This window comes from Sphingopyxis sp. LC81 (assembly GCF_000756375.1).
Classification (GTDB): domain Bacteria; phylum Pseudomonadota; class Alphaproteobacteria; order Sphingomonadales; family Sphingomonadaceae; genus Sphingopyxis.
The window spans coordinates 68,117-83,247 of record NZ_JNFD01000018.1 but is presented as its reverse complement, the minus strand read 5'-3'; the positions used below and the strand labels follow the sequence as shown (position 1 = coordinate 83,247).

The window sequence follows — 15,131 nt, the reverse complement described above, 5'->3', positions numbered from 1 at the left end:
ATGCCAACCCTGGGTGAAGCCGCGCGCGCGGTCCTGCTGACGCCGGACCCGCACGACAAGCGCCGCGCGGCGCGCAGCATGGCGCGTGCGTGGCGGCAGGGGAGCCTTGCGCATCGCTGCGACATCGCGATGCCCGCCGAGCCCGCGTGGCCCGCCGAGCCCGAACTGCTCGCGCCCAACCGGATGCCGAGGCGCGGCAAGGGCGGGTCGGAGCGGGGCCGCATCGCGTTGCTCCACGCGCTCGCGCATATCGAATTCGTCGCGATCGATCTTGCGGTCGACCTGGTGGGCCGGTTCGGCGGTGAATTCCCGCGCGCTTTCGTCGATGACTGGATCGGCGTCGCCGCCGATGAAGCGATGCATTTCGCCTTGCTCGACCGCCGTTTGCGGCAGCTCGGCAGCTATTATGGCGCGCTCCCGGCGCACGCCGGATTGTGGGAATCGGCGCAGGACACGGCGGATGACGTGCTCGCACGGCTCGCGATCGTGCCGATGGTGCTCGAGGCGCGCGGGCTTGACGTCACGCCGTCAACCGTCGAACGCTTCCGCGCCGCCGGCGACGAGGCGTCGGCGAAGATTTTATCGCGTATTTACAACGATGAAATCCGCCATGTGAGCGCGGGCACAGTCTGGTTCCGGCAAAAGTGCGACGAAAGGGGATTCAACGTCGTTGAAACGTGGCACGCCCTAGTGAAATCGCGGTTTCGGGGCAGTTTGAAGCCTCCGTTCAACGACTCGGCGCGCCACGACGCCGGTTTAACGCAAGAATTCTACGCCGTTATTGCTTCGTAAGGATTGGGGCAGCACACAGGCTTCCGCGGGGGATGAGCAATCATCCAAACCAAGAAAACACCGGCGCCAAGGCCCCTTTTACGGACTTTGGCGACATGGCAGATGCGGGGTCGTAGTTTTGATTAACACTCTTCTGACGCAGAAGTTGCACCAAGTCGCGATTCTCTGTGCGGCAGCATGTTTCGGATTGGCCACGCCGGCCGCCCACGCTGCCGACACCAGCGCCGACGCTGGCATTGTCACTCCCGACGAGCCCGATGACGACAGCTTTACCGCTGGCGTTCCCGCGACCGGCGAAGACAGCGAAGCGCGCGCGATTTTCCAGGCGTGGAAGCGTCTCGACACCGGCCTGACCGCCTCGATTGGCGTCGCGGTGCCTTCGCGCCGCCCGATCGACCAGATGTCGCTGTCGTCGTCGTACGGCATGCGCGTCCATCCGGTCACCGGCAAGGTCGCCCGCCACAATGGCATCGACATTCCGGCGCCGCACGGCACCCCGATTTACGCGACCGCCGACGGCATCGTCGGCCGCGCCCAGCGCCTCGGCGGCTATGGCAATTATGTCGAAGTCGAACATGGCAACGCCATCCAGACGCGCTATGGCCACATGTCTTCTTATGTCGTCACCCCCGGCCAGTCGGTCAAAAAGGGCGACGTCCTCGGTTACGTCGGTTCGACCGGCCGTTCGACCGGCAACCACCTCCATTATGAAGTCCGCATCGAAGGCGCACCGGTCAACCCGATGCCGTTCGTTCGCTCGGACCAGATGGCGATCGCAGCGATCACCGGCAAGAATGTCGCGATGGGCGGTCCCGAATAACGAGCTTTCCTGGGTCGGAGAGGAGGGGCGCCAGGCGGGTCAACCGTCGAGGCGCCCTTTTTATTTGAGAACAGGACGCCTATCTAGCGATCATGGCCACACAGCTTTCCGATATCACCCTGTCGCCCGCCGCCGCGGCGCGCGTCCGCTGGATCGCTGACCGCAAGGGCGAGGCTGAGGCCGCGCTCCGTCTCGCGGTCGATGGTGGCGGCTGTTCGGGCTTCACCTATCGCTTCGGCCTTGCCGAAGAAATCGATGCCGATGATATCGTCACCGAAACCGACGGAGTGAAGCTGGTCGTCGATCCGGTCAGCATCGACCTGGTGCGCGGCTGCATCGTCGATTTCGTCGATTCGCTCGGCGGATCGTCGTTCAAGGTCGAAAATCCCAACGCCGCCTCGGGCTGCGGCTGCGGATCGAGCTTCTCGATCTGACGCCTTTCTAAGCTGCGTGCTTGCTGCCATAGGTGCGGCATGAAAATCGCGACCTTCAATATCAACGGGATCAAGGCCCGTCTGCCACGCCTCGTCGAATGGCTCGAGGAAACGCAGCCCGATGTCGCCTGCCTGCAGGAACTGAAATCGAGCGACGAAACGATGCCGACCAAGGAGATCGAGGCGGCGGGCTACGGCTTCCTCTATCACGGCCAAAAGGGCTTCAACGGCGTCGCGATCCTCGCCAAGGGCACACAGCCGGTCGAGGTGCAGCGCGGGCTCGCGGGCGAGGCCGAGGACGAGCAGTCGCGTTATCTGGAGGCCGACGTCCATGGCCTGCGCGTCGCGTCGATCTACCTTCCCAACGGCAATCCGCAGCCCGGACCGAAATTCGATTATAAGCTGCGCTGGATGGCGCGGCTGCGCGAGCGCGCGAAATTCCTTCTCGCCTCTGAAATCCCGACGATCCTCACGGGTGATTACAACGTCATCCCGCACGATGACGATGTGTGGGACCCGCGCGTCATGGCGACCGACGCGTTGATGCAGCCCGAATCGCGCGACGCCTGGTTCCGCCTGCTCGGCGACGGCTGGACCGACGCGCTCCGCAGCCGCCATCCGGCGGGCGGCATCTGGACCTTCTGGGATTATCAGGCGGGCGGCTGGCAGCGCGACCATGGGTTCCGCATCGATCACCTGCTGCTCAGCCCCGCGCTCGCCGACCGGCTGGTCGACGCGGGGGTCGACAAGGATCATCGCGGCCGCGAGAAGGCCAGCGACCACGCGCCGACGTGGGCAATCCTCGGCTGACGCTCAAGTGTCGGGATAAAGCGTCTTCATCACCCGTTTCGGGTCGATCGCATAATGATGCGCGACCGCGCCCGCGATCACGCTTTCGAGGCTGCGCGTCGGCTTGAGGTCGCGGCCTTCGTAGCGCGCCGCGGTGCCAAGGCCGGGCCAGTCGGCCGACACCCTGCCGCCCTCGTTCAATCCGCCGCCGAGCAGCATCGCGGTCGATGCGGTGCCATGATCGGTGCCGCCGGTGCCGTTGACCTCGACCGTGCGGCCAAACTCCGTGGCGACGATGACGAGCGTGTCTTTCCACGCCGGACCGAGCCCCGTCTGGAGCGCGCCGACAAGCTGGTCGAGCCCGCGCAATTGCGCCGCCAACCGGCCGCGCTGGCCGCTATGCGTGTCCCATCCGCCGGTTTCGATCATCATCACGCGTGCGCCGTCGGCGGGCAGCATCAGCGAGGCGGCGAGCTTGCCGAGGTCGGCGCCGTTGCGGCCATTGTTGCCGCCGATGTCGCTCGCCAGCTCCTGCGTCTTGACCGCACTGTCCCACAGCGGGTGGAGCAACGGATCGTCCTGATAAAGCGCGGTCAGCCGCGCGATCAGGTCGGCGTCGGCTTGCGGCAGGCGGCTCGGCGCATAGGTTCCGACCTGCACCGTCCCGCGCAGCGCGAGCGGCACCGCGGGGGCGATCGCGATCGCGTCGCGCTCGGCGGCGGGAAGCAAAGTGAGCAGCCGCCCGACCCAGCCGGTGTCGCGCCCATAGGGCCGCGACCCGCCGCCCTCGAGCATATTCTGCCCGTCGAAATGCGACCGGTCGCGATAACCCGTCGCCACCGCGTGCGCGAAATGCGCCTGCTTGCCGGTGTAGAGGCCCGCGGTGGTCGCGAGCGCCGGATGCAGCGTGAACATGCCGCCGAGCTTCGCGCCGCCCGCAGTCTCATCGGCCAGCGTGCGCCGCGCGGCGGCGAAGGCGGGATCGCCGGTCGGTGCGACGATCGCGAGCCCGTCGGCTGCGCCGCGCTGGATGATGAAGACGAGGCGTTTCGGCGTGCCCGCGGCGGCATAGGCAAAGCGGGGCAGCGTACCCGCGGCGGCGACGGTAATCCCCGACAATATGATCGAGCGGCGTGAGAGGATCATCATCTATCTCCGCAAAAAGGCCGGGCTGGCGAAAAGCATCGCGATGCCCTGCCCGGGGCTGTCGGCGCGCGCGATCGCTTGGCGCGTTTCGGGCGTGAGCGCGTCGGCAAGGACGAGCGGCGCGAGCACGCGCGCATCGGCGCGGTCGCCGATCCGCCCGGCGATCCGGCTCGCGAGTTCGACACGCTGCATCAGCGCCGCCGACCCCGCCCAGGTCGCGACCTTGTCGTCATAACCCGCGGGCGACCCGGGGCGCCACACGGGCTGGCCAAGCTGGGTGAACATCGCGGCGATATTCTGCCGTTCGCCGAGCGCGGGCGCTTTGAGCGCGCGCAGCATCGACACGGTCCAATCCCACGGCGATTTGAACATCGCGGGCGTGGCCGCCCACGGCTCGGGTGAGGCGATCAGCGTGCGGTAGAGCGAGCGAAGGTCGCCGCCGGTCTTGAGGAAATCGGCCGACAGCCGGTCGACCAAGCCCGCCGGTGGCTCGTCGCCGGTGAAATGGCGCGCCAGCTTGGCGGCGATATGTTTCGCGGTCGCGGGATGAACGGCGAGGTCGCGCAGCACGGCTTCGGCCTGCCGGGCACCGGCATCGTCGTACCGCTTGCCAAGGATCGTCTGCGCGCCGGGTTGGTGGAGGCGGTCGATGAACACCGTCTCGCCGGGCCGCGCATCGGCGGGCATCAGCCGCTGCCCCGCGCCGCGTCCAAGCCCCGCGACGGTCAGGCCGGTGAGCGCCTTCGCAAACGCCGTCACGTCGCTCTGCGTATAGCCCGTGCGCACGCCCAGCGTGTGCAGCTCCAATATCTCGCGCGCCAGATTCTCGTTGAGCCCGGGCGCCTGCCGCTTGCCGCGGTTTCGCACGCGCGTCGCAAACGGGCTGTCGGGGCCGAAACTCTGCGCCTGATCGAGATAGAGCAGCATGGCGGGATGATGGGCCGCGCTGATGAGGAGATCGGAGAATTTTCCCATGACATGCGGGCGGATCGCTTCATTCTCGTAATTTCCCGCGAAGCCGACGACGGTCTGCTTGTCCGCCGACACCGCGAAATGATTCGCCCAGAAATGGACGAGCCGCTCGGGGAAGGGGGTGGACGTTGCGACCGCGGCGGAGAGGCGCGCGGCGCTTGCATCGACATAATGGCGGCGGATCGCCGAGCGCAACATGCGGCGGAGTTCGGGGTCCATGCCCTTTTCCTCCGCGTTCATCGGCATGTCGGCGGCTTCGCGGCGCATCGCCTGCCGCTCGCCCTGATATTCGACATAAGCGGCGGCGATCGCGTCGCGTCCGGCGAGGCCCGCCAGCGCGGCGGGGGCGGGATCATAATCGCCGATCTGGCGCGTCAGCCAGGCTTTCGGATCATCGATCGCCGGATCGTCGAACCGGCGGCCGAGGCCGAAGCGATTGGCGGCAAGATATTGGGTTGCCATGACAAAGCCTTTCCGTGCCTCCAACGCACGATGGCCGTCATTTGTCGCAAAGCTGTCCCGGCGTCAGAGCGATTTGTCGTAGATCTGATACACGCGGTTGACCTTGGCCTCGATCGCCTCGGCGACCGCGTTCATCCCCTGATTATCGTCGAGCACCCAGCCGATATCGCCGCGCTTGGTGCCATAATCGGCGACCGCGTCGCGGCGGATATATTCGATCATCATAAAGGCGAGCGTGCTCGCCATGCGGCTGTTCTGCAGTTTCTTGGCGACGCCCATCAACGGCACGCGCAGGATATGGCTTTGCGGTTTGCGCAGCCACCAAAGCAGCCGCGCCCAGTTGAAGGGCAGCAGCGAGCCGTCCATGTCGATCAGCAGCTGGTTGATGTTCGGCAGCACGATCATGAAGGCGACCGGCTCGCCGTCGACTTCGGCGACGCGGATCAAATCCTCGAAGACGATGTCCTTCAGCTTCTTGCCGACATAGGCGATCTCGCTGTCGGTCAGCGGGACAAAGCCCCAATTGTCCGACCAGGCATCGTTGAGCAGCCCCATGATCAGCGCCGCCTCGGCGGCGAAGCGGCGCTTGTTGACCTTGCGGATGCGGATGCGCGCATTCTTCTCGCCCGCCGCGACGATGCGGTTGACGATCGGCGGGAATCCCTCGTCGATCGCGACATCGTAATTCAGCAGCTGCTTGACCGGCCGATAGCCGGCGCCCTCGACCCAGCCGCGATAGAGCGGGCTGTTGTGCCCCATCATCACCGTCGGCTGGTTGTCGAACCCCTCGATCAGCAGCCCGGGTTCGTCCCAGATCGAAATCGACAGCGGCCCCAATGAGCGGTGCATGCCCTGCGTGCGCAGCCAATCCTCGGCGGCGACGAGCAGCGCCTGCGCCGCCCCTTCATCCTCGGCTTCGAGCAGGCCCCAATTGCCGGTGCCGGGCCCCATGCCCTGTTCGGCGGGCTGCGCGAGCGCGAGAGCGTCGATATGCGCCGAGATGCGCCCGATCGTGCGGCCATTGCGCCGCGCGAGGAAGAATTGCGCCTTGCCATGTTCGAACCACGGATTCTTGCCGGGCGTCAGCAGGCCATACACCTCGCCCTTCAGCGGCGGCACCCACGACGGATCGCCGCGATTGAGGCGAAAGGCGAGCTCGACAAACTCGCGCAAATCGTCCTTGTTCTTGACCGCGTGGATGGTGATCGGGCCGTCCGAATGTCCGCTCATACTGGTTTCCTGAAAGGGGCGTCCTATATTTGTGGCGACGCATTAGGGCATAGAAATGGCGCTGGCGACCCGCATTCGGCCATTTTGCTGCCACGAAATCATGGTGAAGACACCCGTATGACGACGATCAATCCCCCCGCCGATCGGATCGCGACCCCGTTTGCGAAGTCGATCGAAAAAACGCCAAAGTCCGCGATCGCCGACGATATGGCGATGATCCGCGCAGCATCCGAGCTGACGCGCGATCTCGTGCAGCCGAGCGCGCGTATCTATTGGACCGATATGCTGGCCTCGGCCTTTGTCGGCTATGCGGGCATCGCGGCGGCGATCTTGGCGCCCTCGACCGCGTGGATGCTGGTCGCCGCGGTGATTTCGGTGATCGCGCTTTATCGCGCGGGCAGCTTCATCCATGAACTCACGCATATCCGCAAAAATGCGCTTCCGGGTTTCCGTCTTGGCTGGAACATCCTCGTCGGCGTGCCGATGCTGATCCCGTCCTTCATGTACGAGGGTATCCACAGCCTGCACCACAACCGCACCAAATATGGCACGGTCGAGGATCCCGAATATCTGCCGCTCGCGCTGATGAAGCCGTGGACGGTGCCGTTGTTCGTCGTCGCCGCGGCGTTCGCGCCGGTGGCGCTCGTCTTCCGCTATGCGGTGCTCACCCCGCTGTCGCTCCTGATCCCGCCGTTGCGCCGGATCGTCGTCGAACGCTATTCGGGGATGATCATCAACCCGATGTTCCGCCGTAAGCCGCCCGAGGGCGATTTCCGTCGTCAATGGGCGTGGCAGGAAGGCGGCGCCTGGGCGTGGTCGAGCCTGCTGATCGCCGCGGGCGTCTTTGGCTGGGTGCCGCTGCGCGCGCTCGCCATCTTCGGCGCGATCGCCGCCGCGACTTTGGTGCTCAACCAGATCCGCACGCTCGTCGCGCATCTGTGGGAAAATGACGGCGCGGTGCTGACCGTGACCGGCCAGTTCCTCGACAGCGTCAACGTCCCACCGCCGGGCCTGCTGCCCGAATTGTGGGCGCCTGTGGGCCTGCGCTATCACGCGCTGCACCATCTGCTGCCGGGCGTGCCCTATCATGCGCTCGCCGAGGCGCACCGCCGTCTGAAGGACGCGCTGCCCGCGGACTCGCAATATCATGGCGCGAATTACGATAGCCTGCCGAAGCTGGTGATGAACCTTGTTGCGGGGTCGGCGCGGGGGGCTGCGGCCTGAAATCAGAGAAGACCGCCTGCGGGGCCTCCTCTCCGGCGACTAACAGGCGCTAACGTCAGAGTGATCGCTCGAGCAGCTGGGACGTTTTCCTGCGACCGCTGCGCATCCCGATGCGCGAACGATGGCGTTAAAATCTTCGATACGATCCTTGGGAATGGGGCCAAATTCCATGACGCCATCGCCGCCTTTCCATTCGGGAAAGCGTGCGACCTCTATGCGCGCCGAAGCCATTTCTCGCGTCAAATCACCGAGGCACGACGTGCTCCCGCTGACCGCAATTCGCCAATGCGTTGTGCTGGGCGGCTGGGGATCGCTACATGATACAAGCAGAAGGCCGGACGCCAGCACCATGGCTTGAGCGAAGTTTGCGGTCCGCTTTCCCGAACCGGGCACGACCTATTCCTCGGTCCGAATCAAAATCATCTCGCCGATCAGCGCGAACAATATGAACGGCCCCCACGCCGCGAGGAAGGGTGAGTAGGCGCCGAGGTCGCCCATCGCGAGCGCGAAATTGTCGGCGACGAAATAGGCGAAGCCGAGGCCCATGCCGATGATCGCGCGGATGAACAGCTTGCCCGAGCGCGCGAGGCCGAACGCTGCGACCGCGCCGAGCAGCGGCATCAATATTGCTGACAGCGGCCCCGAAATCTTGTGCCACAGCACGCCCTTCAGTGCGTCGACCGGCCGCCCCGCGGCCTCGAGATCGGCGATAGCCGACTTAAGCTTCAGAAAGGGCAGCTCGTCGCCGTCGACCTGCGCCAGCGTGAACTGGTCGGGGCGGACATCCTTCGCCGCGACGATCGTGCCGAGCGGTTCGAGCGTGCCCGAGCGGCGCATGAACCGCCGCGCATTGGTGAGTTCCCAGCCGCCGGCCGGAAGCGCGCGCGCGCTGTCGGCCGACAGCATCGACGACAACACCCCGCCGGTGCGCTCGTAAATCGTCACATAGCCGAGGGTGATCACCGGGCCGCTGGTGTCGACCGTAGCCGCATTGATCAGATTGTCGCCGTCGCGGACCCAGATGTTGGTGCGTATGCCGCTGTCCTTGGGGACTTTCTTATATTCGACCTTTTGCCAGGCACTGAGCGCCGCGGTCGATCGCGTGACGATGCGTTCGTTGAATGCGAAGCTGATCCCGGCGACGAGCAAGGCCGCGAGGAACAGCGGCGCGAGCACTTGGTGCGCCGACATGCCCGACGCCTTCATCGCGATGACCTCGCTGTTCTGATTGAGCGTCACCATCGTCAATATCGTGCCGAGCAACACCGAAAAGGGCAGGAAGGTCTCGATGATCTGCGGCAGCCGCATGCCGACATAGCGCCACACGTCGGAGTCGCTGTTGCCCGCGACGGCAAGGATCTTGCCGCTCTCGCCGAGCAGGTCGAGCGTCTGGAGGATCAGCACCAGCGCGAAGAGGATCGAGAAGGAACGGACGAGGAAAAGGCGGCCGACATAGAGCGCCATCGTCCGCGACGGGAAAAAGTGCAGTTGGTGCATCAGTTGGTCTGCTGCTTGCGCTGGAACATCGTGAGCATCGCGCGGATCTTCGCCGCCGCCTTCGCCGCGACACGCTCGAGCGCACCGATCGGCTGGCCGCCGGGGACATGCGCGACGACATAATACATCCAGATCGCGAGCGCCGCGAACAGCAGATAGGGAACCCACAGCGCGATCAGCGGGTCGACGACCCCGCGCGCGCCCATGTCTTCGGCATATTGGTTGATCTTGTGCTGCGTCACCAGCAGCACGATCGACAGGAAGACGCCGAGCGACGAGGTCGATCGTTTGGGCGGAATGGCGAGCGCGATCGCGATCAGCGGGATCAGGAACATCGACATCACCTCGACGATGCGGAAGTGGAAATTCGCGCGCGATTCGAGCCGCGTCTGCACCGACGAATTCTGATCCTTGCCCGCGACGAACAATTCGGGGATCGTCATTTCGCGGTCGGCGCCGCCGCGCAGACGGAACGCTTCGATCTTGGGCAGCGGGATCGGCAGGTCGTGATTATCGAAGGTCAGCACGCGCGGCACAGAAAATTTCGGCGATTCATGGATCAAGACGCCCTGCGACAGGCGCAGGATGATCGTGTTTGGATCGTCGGTCGCAAGGAACTGCCCGCGCGCCGCGGTCGCCGACACGCGCTGCCCGTCCTTATTCTCGCCGCGCACGAAAATGCCGCGCAAACTGCGCCCGTCGTTATAACTTTCCTCGATCCGCAGCGTCATGCGGTCGCCCAATTTGGTGAATTCGCCGACCTTGATCGACGCGCCGAGCGCGCCCGAGCGCAGTTCGAATTGCAGTCCTTCATAGGCGTAGCGCGCGACGGGCTGGATAAAGCCGACGATCGCCAGATTGAGCGCCGCGAGCGCGATCGCATAGGCAAAGGGCACGCGCATCAGCCGCCCGAAACTCATCCCCACGCCCTTCAGTACGTCGAGCTCGCTCGAAGTCGCAAGGCGCCGGAAAGCAAGGAGAATCCCCAGCATCAGTCCGATCGGGATGCCGAGCGAGAGATATTCGGGGATCAGGTTCGCGAGCATGCGCCACACGACGCTGACCGGGCCGCCCTCGGTCGCGACGAAATCGAACAGGCGCAGCATCTTTTCGAGCACGAGCAGCATCGCCGACAGGACGAGCGTGCCGAGCATCGGGAAGAAGATGAGCCGCGCGATGTAGCGGTCGATGGCAGGAAGCTTATTCAATCTTTGGTCGCCCCATCACCATGATTTGGCCGCAGTTGTTTCCGATATGCCGATTCAAGGGCGACAGGGACCCGTGTCAGCGTGCGCTTTTGCGCTTGCTGACATGGCTATAGCCTCTGGAGGTTTTGAGGTCATGTCGAAAATGTTTCTCGCCGGACTGCTGGCCGCCGGCGCTGCCGGAGCGCTGATCGCGCCCGTCGCGGCGCAGGGTGCCGCGCTGGGGCCGAGCGCTGCCCTCTGCAACAGCAATGCCACCGCCGTCCAGGTCGACGTGCGCGGTTTCAAGGCGCGCACCGGGACGCTGCGCGTGCAGATCTACAGCGCGAACAGCAGCTATCTGGAAAAGCGCAAATGGATCGAACGCGTCGACGTGCCCGTGTCGCGTGCCGGCACCATGTCGGTCTGCGTGCCCGTGAAGCAGCAGGGCAGCTATGTCATTTCGGTGCGGCACGACATGAACGGCAACGGCAAGTCGGACCGTAGCGATGGCGCGGGCCTGTCGGGCAACCCCGACATGAAGGTCAGCGACTTCATCTTCAAGCGGAAGCCCAAATTGGCAACGGTCAGTTTTTCGGTCGGCGGCGCCACCAAGCGCGTCCCGGTCGTGCTGAACTATGTCAACGGACTGTCCTTCGACCCGGTCGAATAGAGAGACTTTAGGGACCATATGGCAAGCGTCGCGCTCCTTTCGAATCCACGCTCCACGGGCAACCGCTCGCTGTTGCCGCGGGTTCGCGAATATTGCGCGGCGCACCCCGACATCTTTCATTATGAGGTCGAGGACGTCGACCAGATCGAAAAGGCCATCCGCACGATGGCGATGGTCGGCCCGCGTGTCGTCGTGATCAACGGCGGCGACGGCACGGTGCAGGCCGCGCTGACCGAAATTTATTCGGGCGACCATTTCGGCGGCTCGCCGCCGCCGGTCGCGGTGCTTCCCAACGGCAAGACCAACCTCATCGCGCTCGACCTCGGTGCCGAGGGCGATCCGATCAAGGCGCTGGAGCGCGTGCTCGAACTCGTCGCGAGCGGCCGGCTCGAGGATCATGTGATCGAACGCCAGCTGATCTCGCTCGACAGCGGCGGCGAAGCGCGGCCGGTGCTCGGCATGTTCCTCGGCGGCGCCTATCTGGCCGACGTGATGCTCTATTGCCGCAACCGCATCTACCCGCTCGGCCTGCCGAACGGGATTTCGCATTTCCTCGCGGCGATCCTCGGGCTGTTCGCGATCATCTTCGGGATCGGCGGCGGCCGCCTGCCGCCCAAGCCCGAAAATATGACCGTGTCGCTGATCCGTCAGGGCGAGTTCAAAGGCAAATTCTCGCTGCTGATCGTCACGACGCTCGAGAAATTGCTGCTCAGCATCCGCACGAGCGAAGCGCACGGCACCAACGGGAATATGAAGCTGCTTGCCACCGACAGCAATGTCGGGGCGATGTTCCGTATGCTCGGCGGGGCATGGCGCGGGACATTGGGGCAAAAGCCGCTCGATGGCGTGCATTTCCAGCAGGGCGACGAGATCCGCATCGAGGGCGAGCGGTCGAACGTGATCCTCGACGGCGAAATCTTCCAGGCCAAGCACGGCATGCCGATCATCCTGACCTCGACGCAGCCGGTGCCGTTCCTGCGCCTCGCCGCCTGAGCCTCCGCGCGTGTCCGACCTGATCGATCTGGTCCGCGCCGAACTGGCGACCCCCGTCGACCCGCGCGCCGCCGCGATGGCCGCGGCGATCGCCGCCCAATATCCGGGCAGCGCGCGCGCAGTGCTGTTTTACGGCAGCTGCCTGCGCGAGAGCGAGCTCGACGGGCTGATGCTCGATTTCTACCTGATCGTCTCCGATTACAGCGACGCCTATCCGAAACGATGGATGGCCGCCGCCAACCGCCTGATCCCGCCCAACGTCTTTCCGTTTCAGTCGGGCGGGCTGATCGCCAAATATGCGGTGCTCAGTGAAGGTGATTTCGACCGGCTGAACGGCGCGGAGACGCGCAATGTGTCGGTGTGGGCGCGCTTCGCGCAGCCGTCGCGCCTCGTCTGGGCGGTCGACGATACCGCGCGCGATCGGGCGGTCGCGGCGGTGGCGCGCGCGGCGCCGACGCTGCTCGCCGCGGCGGGCCGCATCGATGGCGAAGCGCCGCTCGACTGGTGGCGGCGCGCCTTTTCGCTCACTTACTCGGTCGAACTGCGCGCCGAACGCACGAGCCGCGCGCAATCGGTGGTCGACGCCGATGCCGCGCGCTACGAGCGGTTCAGCCTGCCCGCGATCGCCGCGATCCCGGCCGATGCGCGCGCCGGCGGCTGGGCGCGGCGGCGGCTCGAGGGCAAGGCGCTCAGCATCGCGCGGCTCGCCAAGGCCAGCCTGACCTATGCGGGCGGGATCGATTATCTGGCGTGGAAGATCAACCGCCACGCGGGGACCAAGATCGAGATCAAGCCATGGCAGCGCCGCTGGCCGCTCGTTGCCGCGCTGACGTTGGTGCCGCGCCTGATGAAGAGCGGCGCGATCCGCTAAGCATTCTCATCCGGAAAACGAGAATTAGCTCGCGAGCCGCTGGCCTTCGGTCGGCCGCGCCTCGCCGCGCCGGCGGATGGCCTGGTCGAGCGCGGTGAGGGTGAAGGGTTTGCGCAGCACATCATGGTCGCCAAAGCTTTCGACCTCGCTCGCGTCGCCGGCATAGCCGGTGACGAACAGCACCGACAGGTCGGGCCAGCGCTGTTTCAGCTGCGCGACCATTTCGGGGCCGGTCAGCTGGGGCATCAACACGTCGGACAGGATCAGGTCGAAGCCGCTCCCTCCCTCGGCCAGCCGCCGCTCGACCAGCGTTTCGGCCTCGAGCGGGTTACCGCAGGCGACCACGCTATGGCCCAGCTCGCTGACGGCATCGACCGTCGCCGCGAGGACGCGTTCGTCGTCCTCGACGATGAGGATGCTGAGCGCGTCGGCGGGCGACGCGGGGTCGTCGGCATCGCCGGGCAGCGCCTCGGTGGCGGCATCGGCCTGCGGCTTGGCGATCGGCAGCAGCATCGCGACGCTGGTGCCTTCGCCTTCGGTCGACGAAAGCTGCACTTCGCCGCCCGACTGGCGGCAGAAGGCAAAGACCTGGCTCATGCCCAGCCCGGTGCCCTGGCCCGCGGGTTTGGTCGTGTAAAAGGGGTCGAACACGCGTTCGAGCACTTCGGGCGACATGCCGCATCCGGTGTCGATCACCCGCACCGCGAGCGCCTTGCCTTCGCCATCGTCGAGCGTCTGGATCGTCAGCGAACCATGGCTGTTCATCGCGTCGCGCGCATTGACCGCGAGGTTGAGCAGCGCATTTTCGAATTGCTGCCGGTCGACCCAGCAGGCACGGCTCGGCGCCTGCAGGTCGAGCGTCAGCGCGATGCGGTCGCCGATCGTGCGTTCGATCAGCTCGGCAAAGCTCGTGATGCATTCGTCGACCGCGACCATCTCGGGGCGCGCGGGTTCCGACCGGGCAAAGGTCAATAGCCGGCGCGTCAGGTCGGCGGCGCGATTGGCGCCGTCGAGTGCGTTGGCGAGGTGGCGCGACGCTTTTGCGGGGGATCGTTGCGCCAATTCGAGCCCGCCGACGACGACGGCCAGCATATTGTTGAAATCATGCGCGATGCCGCCGGTCAGCTGGCCGACCGCCTCCATCTTTTGCGCCTGGCGCAGCTGCGCCTCGGCGGCTTCGCGCTCGATCATCTCACCGCGCAGCGCGTCGTTCGCGTGCGCCAGTTCCGCGGTTCGTTCCTTGACCGCCGCTTCGAGCAGCATCGCACGGTCGCTCTCGAAAAGCTGCTCGTTCCGCGCGAGCCGCCGTTCGCCTTCGGCGCGGAGTAGCGAAAAGGTCGCGCCGATCGCGATGACCGCAGCGCTCGCCCCCAATAGCGAGAAGAGCAGGATCGCCTGGTTGAGGCTGGCGCGATCGGCCACGGCAAGCCGGTTGCGCTCGTACAGCAGCGCGCGTTCGTTCGCGATGATTTCGCTGAGCAGCTTGTCGATCTGGCTGACGCCCTGGCCTTTGCCGGCCGCATAATATTTCGAAATGGCCGCGACGGTCTGGTTGTAGTTGGCGCTGAGCGCCGCGTCGCCGAGCTGTGCCCCGCGGCTGTCCATCTCGCGCGTCAGCTGTTCGACCAGCGCCATCTGTTTCGGATTGTCGCGGACGTTGCGCCGCAATTGCGCGAGGAACTGCCGCGCGCGCCCCCACTGATATTCATAGACGCGCCCGTCCTCTTTTTGCAGCCCGACCGCGAAGCGGCCGAGCGACGCCTCGGCGCGCGCGATTGCGGCGTCGACCGACCGCGTTTGCGAAATGACTTCCAGGCTTTGCGCCTGCCAGCCGAGCGAGCGATCGTAATTGTCGTTGGCGCGCGCGAGCAGCAGCACGAGCGCCCCGACCACACCGGTCAGGATCGCACCAAGGACGATCGTCAGCCAGAAGCGTACACGCTCCCGCCGGCCGTCATTTTCACTATCGCCATCCCGCTCGAACACGTGTTTCTCTTACCGGACAAGCACGGCGCCGCAAAGCGCCGAAGCTGCCGCTGCCTTA

At 65.5% G+C, this 15,131-nt stretch carries 14 protein-coding genes; 8 read left to right on the top strand and 6 right to left on the bottom strand.

The features are described from left to right. From FG91_RS09655 to xth, 4 genes are all read left to right on the top strand, one after another. Entirely contained in the window at window positions 1-792 is a 792-nt protein-coding gene (locus tag FG91_RS09655; RefSeq protein WP_037514483.1) for a ferritin-like domain-containing protein, read from the top strand. 187 nt (window positions 793-979) lie between these two features. Next, window positions 980-1,612, top strand: coding sequence for a M23 family metallopeptidase (locus tag FG91_RS09650; RefSeq protein ID WP_235211999.1), 633 nt, complete (start codon window positions 980-982; stop codon window positions 1,610-1,612). Window positions 1,613-1,704: 92 nt separating this feature from the next. Continuing rightward, window positions 1,705-2,046, top strand: coding sequence for an iron-sulfur cluster insertion protein ErpA (gene erpA / locus FG91_RS09645; RefSeq protein WP_037514481.1), 342 nt, complete (start codon window positions 1,705-1,707; stop codon window positions 2,044-2,046). A 39-nt stretch (window positions 2,047-2,085) separates the two neighbouring features. Continuing rightward, window positions 2,086-2,856, top strand: coding sequence for an exodeoxyribonuclease III (gene xth / locus FG91_RS09640; protein ID WP_037514480.1), 771 nt, complete (start codon window positions 2,086-2,088; stop codon window positions 2,854-2,856). Between the two features lie 3 nt (window positions 2,857-2,859). Here the strand turns inward: xth and FG91_RS09635 are convergent, their stop codons facing one another. The 3 genes from FG91_RS09635 to FG91_RS09625 form a co-directional block, all read right to left on the bottom strand. After that, window positions 2,860-3,981, bottom strand: a complete 1,122-nt coding sequence (locus tag FG91_RS09635; RefSeq protein ID WP_037514575.1) for a DUF1501 domain-containing protein — start codon at window positions 3,979-3,981, stop codon at window positions 2,860-2,862. A gap of 3 nt (window positions 3,982-3,984) precedes the next feature. After that, window positions 3,985-5,415 (bottom strand): DUF1800 domain-containing protein, encoded by a 1,431-nt coding sequence (locus FG91_RS09630; RefSeq protein WP_037514478.1) that lies wholly within the window; start codon window positions 5,413-5,415, stop codon window positions 3,985-3,987. Between the two features lie 63 nt (window positions 5,416-5,478). Then, window positions 5,479-6,645, bottom strand: a complete 1,167-nt coding sequence (locus FG91_RS09625) for a hypothetical protein (protein ID WP_037514477.1) — start codon at window positions 6,643-6,645, stop codon at window positions 5,479-5,481. A 117-nt stretch (window positions 6,646-6,762) separates the two neighbouring features. Between FG91_RS09625 and FG91_RS09620 the strand changes: the two genes are divergently transcribed. Continuing rightward, window positions 6,763-7,869 carry a fatty acid desaturase family protein gene (locus FG91_RS09620; protein ID WP_037514476.1) on the top strand — a complete coding sequence of 369 codons (1,107 nt, stop codon included), beginning with the start codon at window positions 6,763-6,765 and terminating at the stop codon, window positions 7,867-7,869. A gap of 396 nt (window positions 7,870-8,265) precedes the next feature. Here FG91_RS09620 and lptG read toward each other — a convergent pair whose 3' ends face one another. Beyond that, complete coding sequence (gene lptG / locus FG91_RS09615) at window positions 8,266-9,366, bottom strand: LPS export ABC transporter permease LptG (protein WP_037514475.1); 1,101 nt, start codon at window positions 9,364-9,366, stop codon at window positions 8,266-8,268. Then, window positions 9,366-10,574: an LPS export ABC transporter permease LptF gene (gene lptF / locus FG91_RS09610; protein ID WP_037514473.1), complete on the bottom strand. Its 1,209-nt coding sequence runs from the start codon at window positions 10,572-10,574 to the stop codon at window positions 9,366-9,368. Before lptF ends, lptG begins: the two co-directional genes overlap by 1 nt. A gap of 133 nt (window positions 10,575-10,707) precedes the next feature. On the opposite strand from lptF, the gene FG91_RS09605 reads away from it, so the two are divergent. From FG91_RS09605 to FG91_RS09595, 3 genes are read left to right on the top strand one after another with little or no spacing between them, the layout of a single operon-like run. Beyond that, window positions 10,708-11,223: a DUF2141 domain-containing protein gene (locus FG91_RS09605; RefSeq protein WP_037514472.1), complete on the top strand. Its 516-nt coding sequence runs from the start codon at window positions 10,708-10,710 to the stop codon at window positions 11,221-11,223. An 18-nt stretch (window positions 11,224-11,241) separates the two neighbouring features. Next, window positions 11,242-12,216, top strand: a complete 975-nt coding sequence (locus FG91_RS09600; protein WP_037514470.1) for a diacylglycerol/lipid kinase family protein — start codon at window positions 11,242-11,244, stop codon at window positions 12,214-12,216. Between the two features lie 10 nt (window positions 12,217-12,226). Then, entirely contained in the window at window positions 12,227-13,087 is an 861-nt protein-coding gene (locus FG91_RS09595) for a hypothetical protein (RefSeq protein ID WP_037514468.1), read from the top strand. A 24-nt stretch (window positions 13,088-13,111) separates the two neighbouring features. On the opposite strand, the gene FG91_RS09590 is transcribed toward FG91_RS09595, so the two are convergent. Continuing rightward, the gene (locus tag FG91_RS09590) at window positions 13,112-15,073 is read right to left on the bottom strand and encodes an ATP-binding protein (RefSeq protein WP_037514467.1); all 1,962 of its coding nucleotides are present in this window, start codon (window positions 15,071-15,073) and stop codon (window positions 13,112-13,114) included. Between the last annotated feature and the right edge of the window lie 58 nt (window positions 15,074-15,131).

Bases quoted from the DNA above. Each gene is read 5' to 3' on its own strand.
- FG91_RS09655 (WP_037514483.1), top strand. From the start codon at position 1: ATGCCAACCCTGGGTGAAGCCGCGCGCGCGGTCCTGCTGACGCCGGAC.
- erpA (WP_037514481.1), top strand. From the start codon at position 1,705: ATGGCCACACAGCTTTCCGATATCACCCTGTCGCCCGCCGCCGCGGCG.
- xth (WP_037514480.1), top strand. From the start codon at position 2,086: ATGAAAATCGCGACCTTCAATATCAACGGGATCAAGGCCCGTCTGCCA.
- FG91_RS09635 (WP_037514575.1), bottom strand. From the start codon at position 3,981: ATGATCCTCTCACGCCGCTCGATCATATTGTCGGGGATTACCGTCGCC.
- FG91_RS09630 (WP_037514478.1), bottom strand. From the start codon at position 5,415: ATGGCAACCCAATATCTTGCCGCCAATCGCTTCGGCCTCGGCCGCCGG.
- FG91_RS09625 (WP_037514477.1), bottom strand. From the start codon at position 6,645: ATGAGCGGACATTCGGACGGCCCGATCACCATCCACGCGGTCAAGAAC.
- FG91_RS09620 (WP_037514476.1), top strand. From the start codon at position 6,763: ATGACGACGATCAATCCCCCCGCCGATCGGATCGCGACCCCGTTTGCG.
- lptG (WP_037514475.1), bottom strand. From the start codon at position 9,366: ATGCACCAACTGCACTTTTTCCCGTCGCGGACGATGGCGCTCTATGTC.
- FG91_RS09605 (WP_037514472.1), top strand. From the start codon at position 10,708: ATGTCGAAAATGTTTCTCGCCGGACTGCTGGCCGCCGGCGCTGCCGGA.
- FG91_RS09600 (WP_037514470.1), top strand. From the start codon at position 11,242: ATGGCAAGCGTCGCGCTCCTTTCGAATCCACGCTCCACGGGCAACCGC.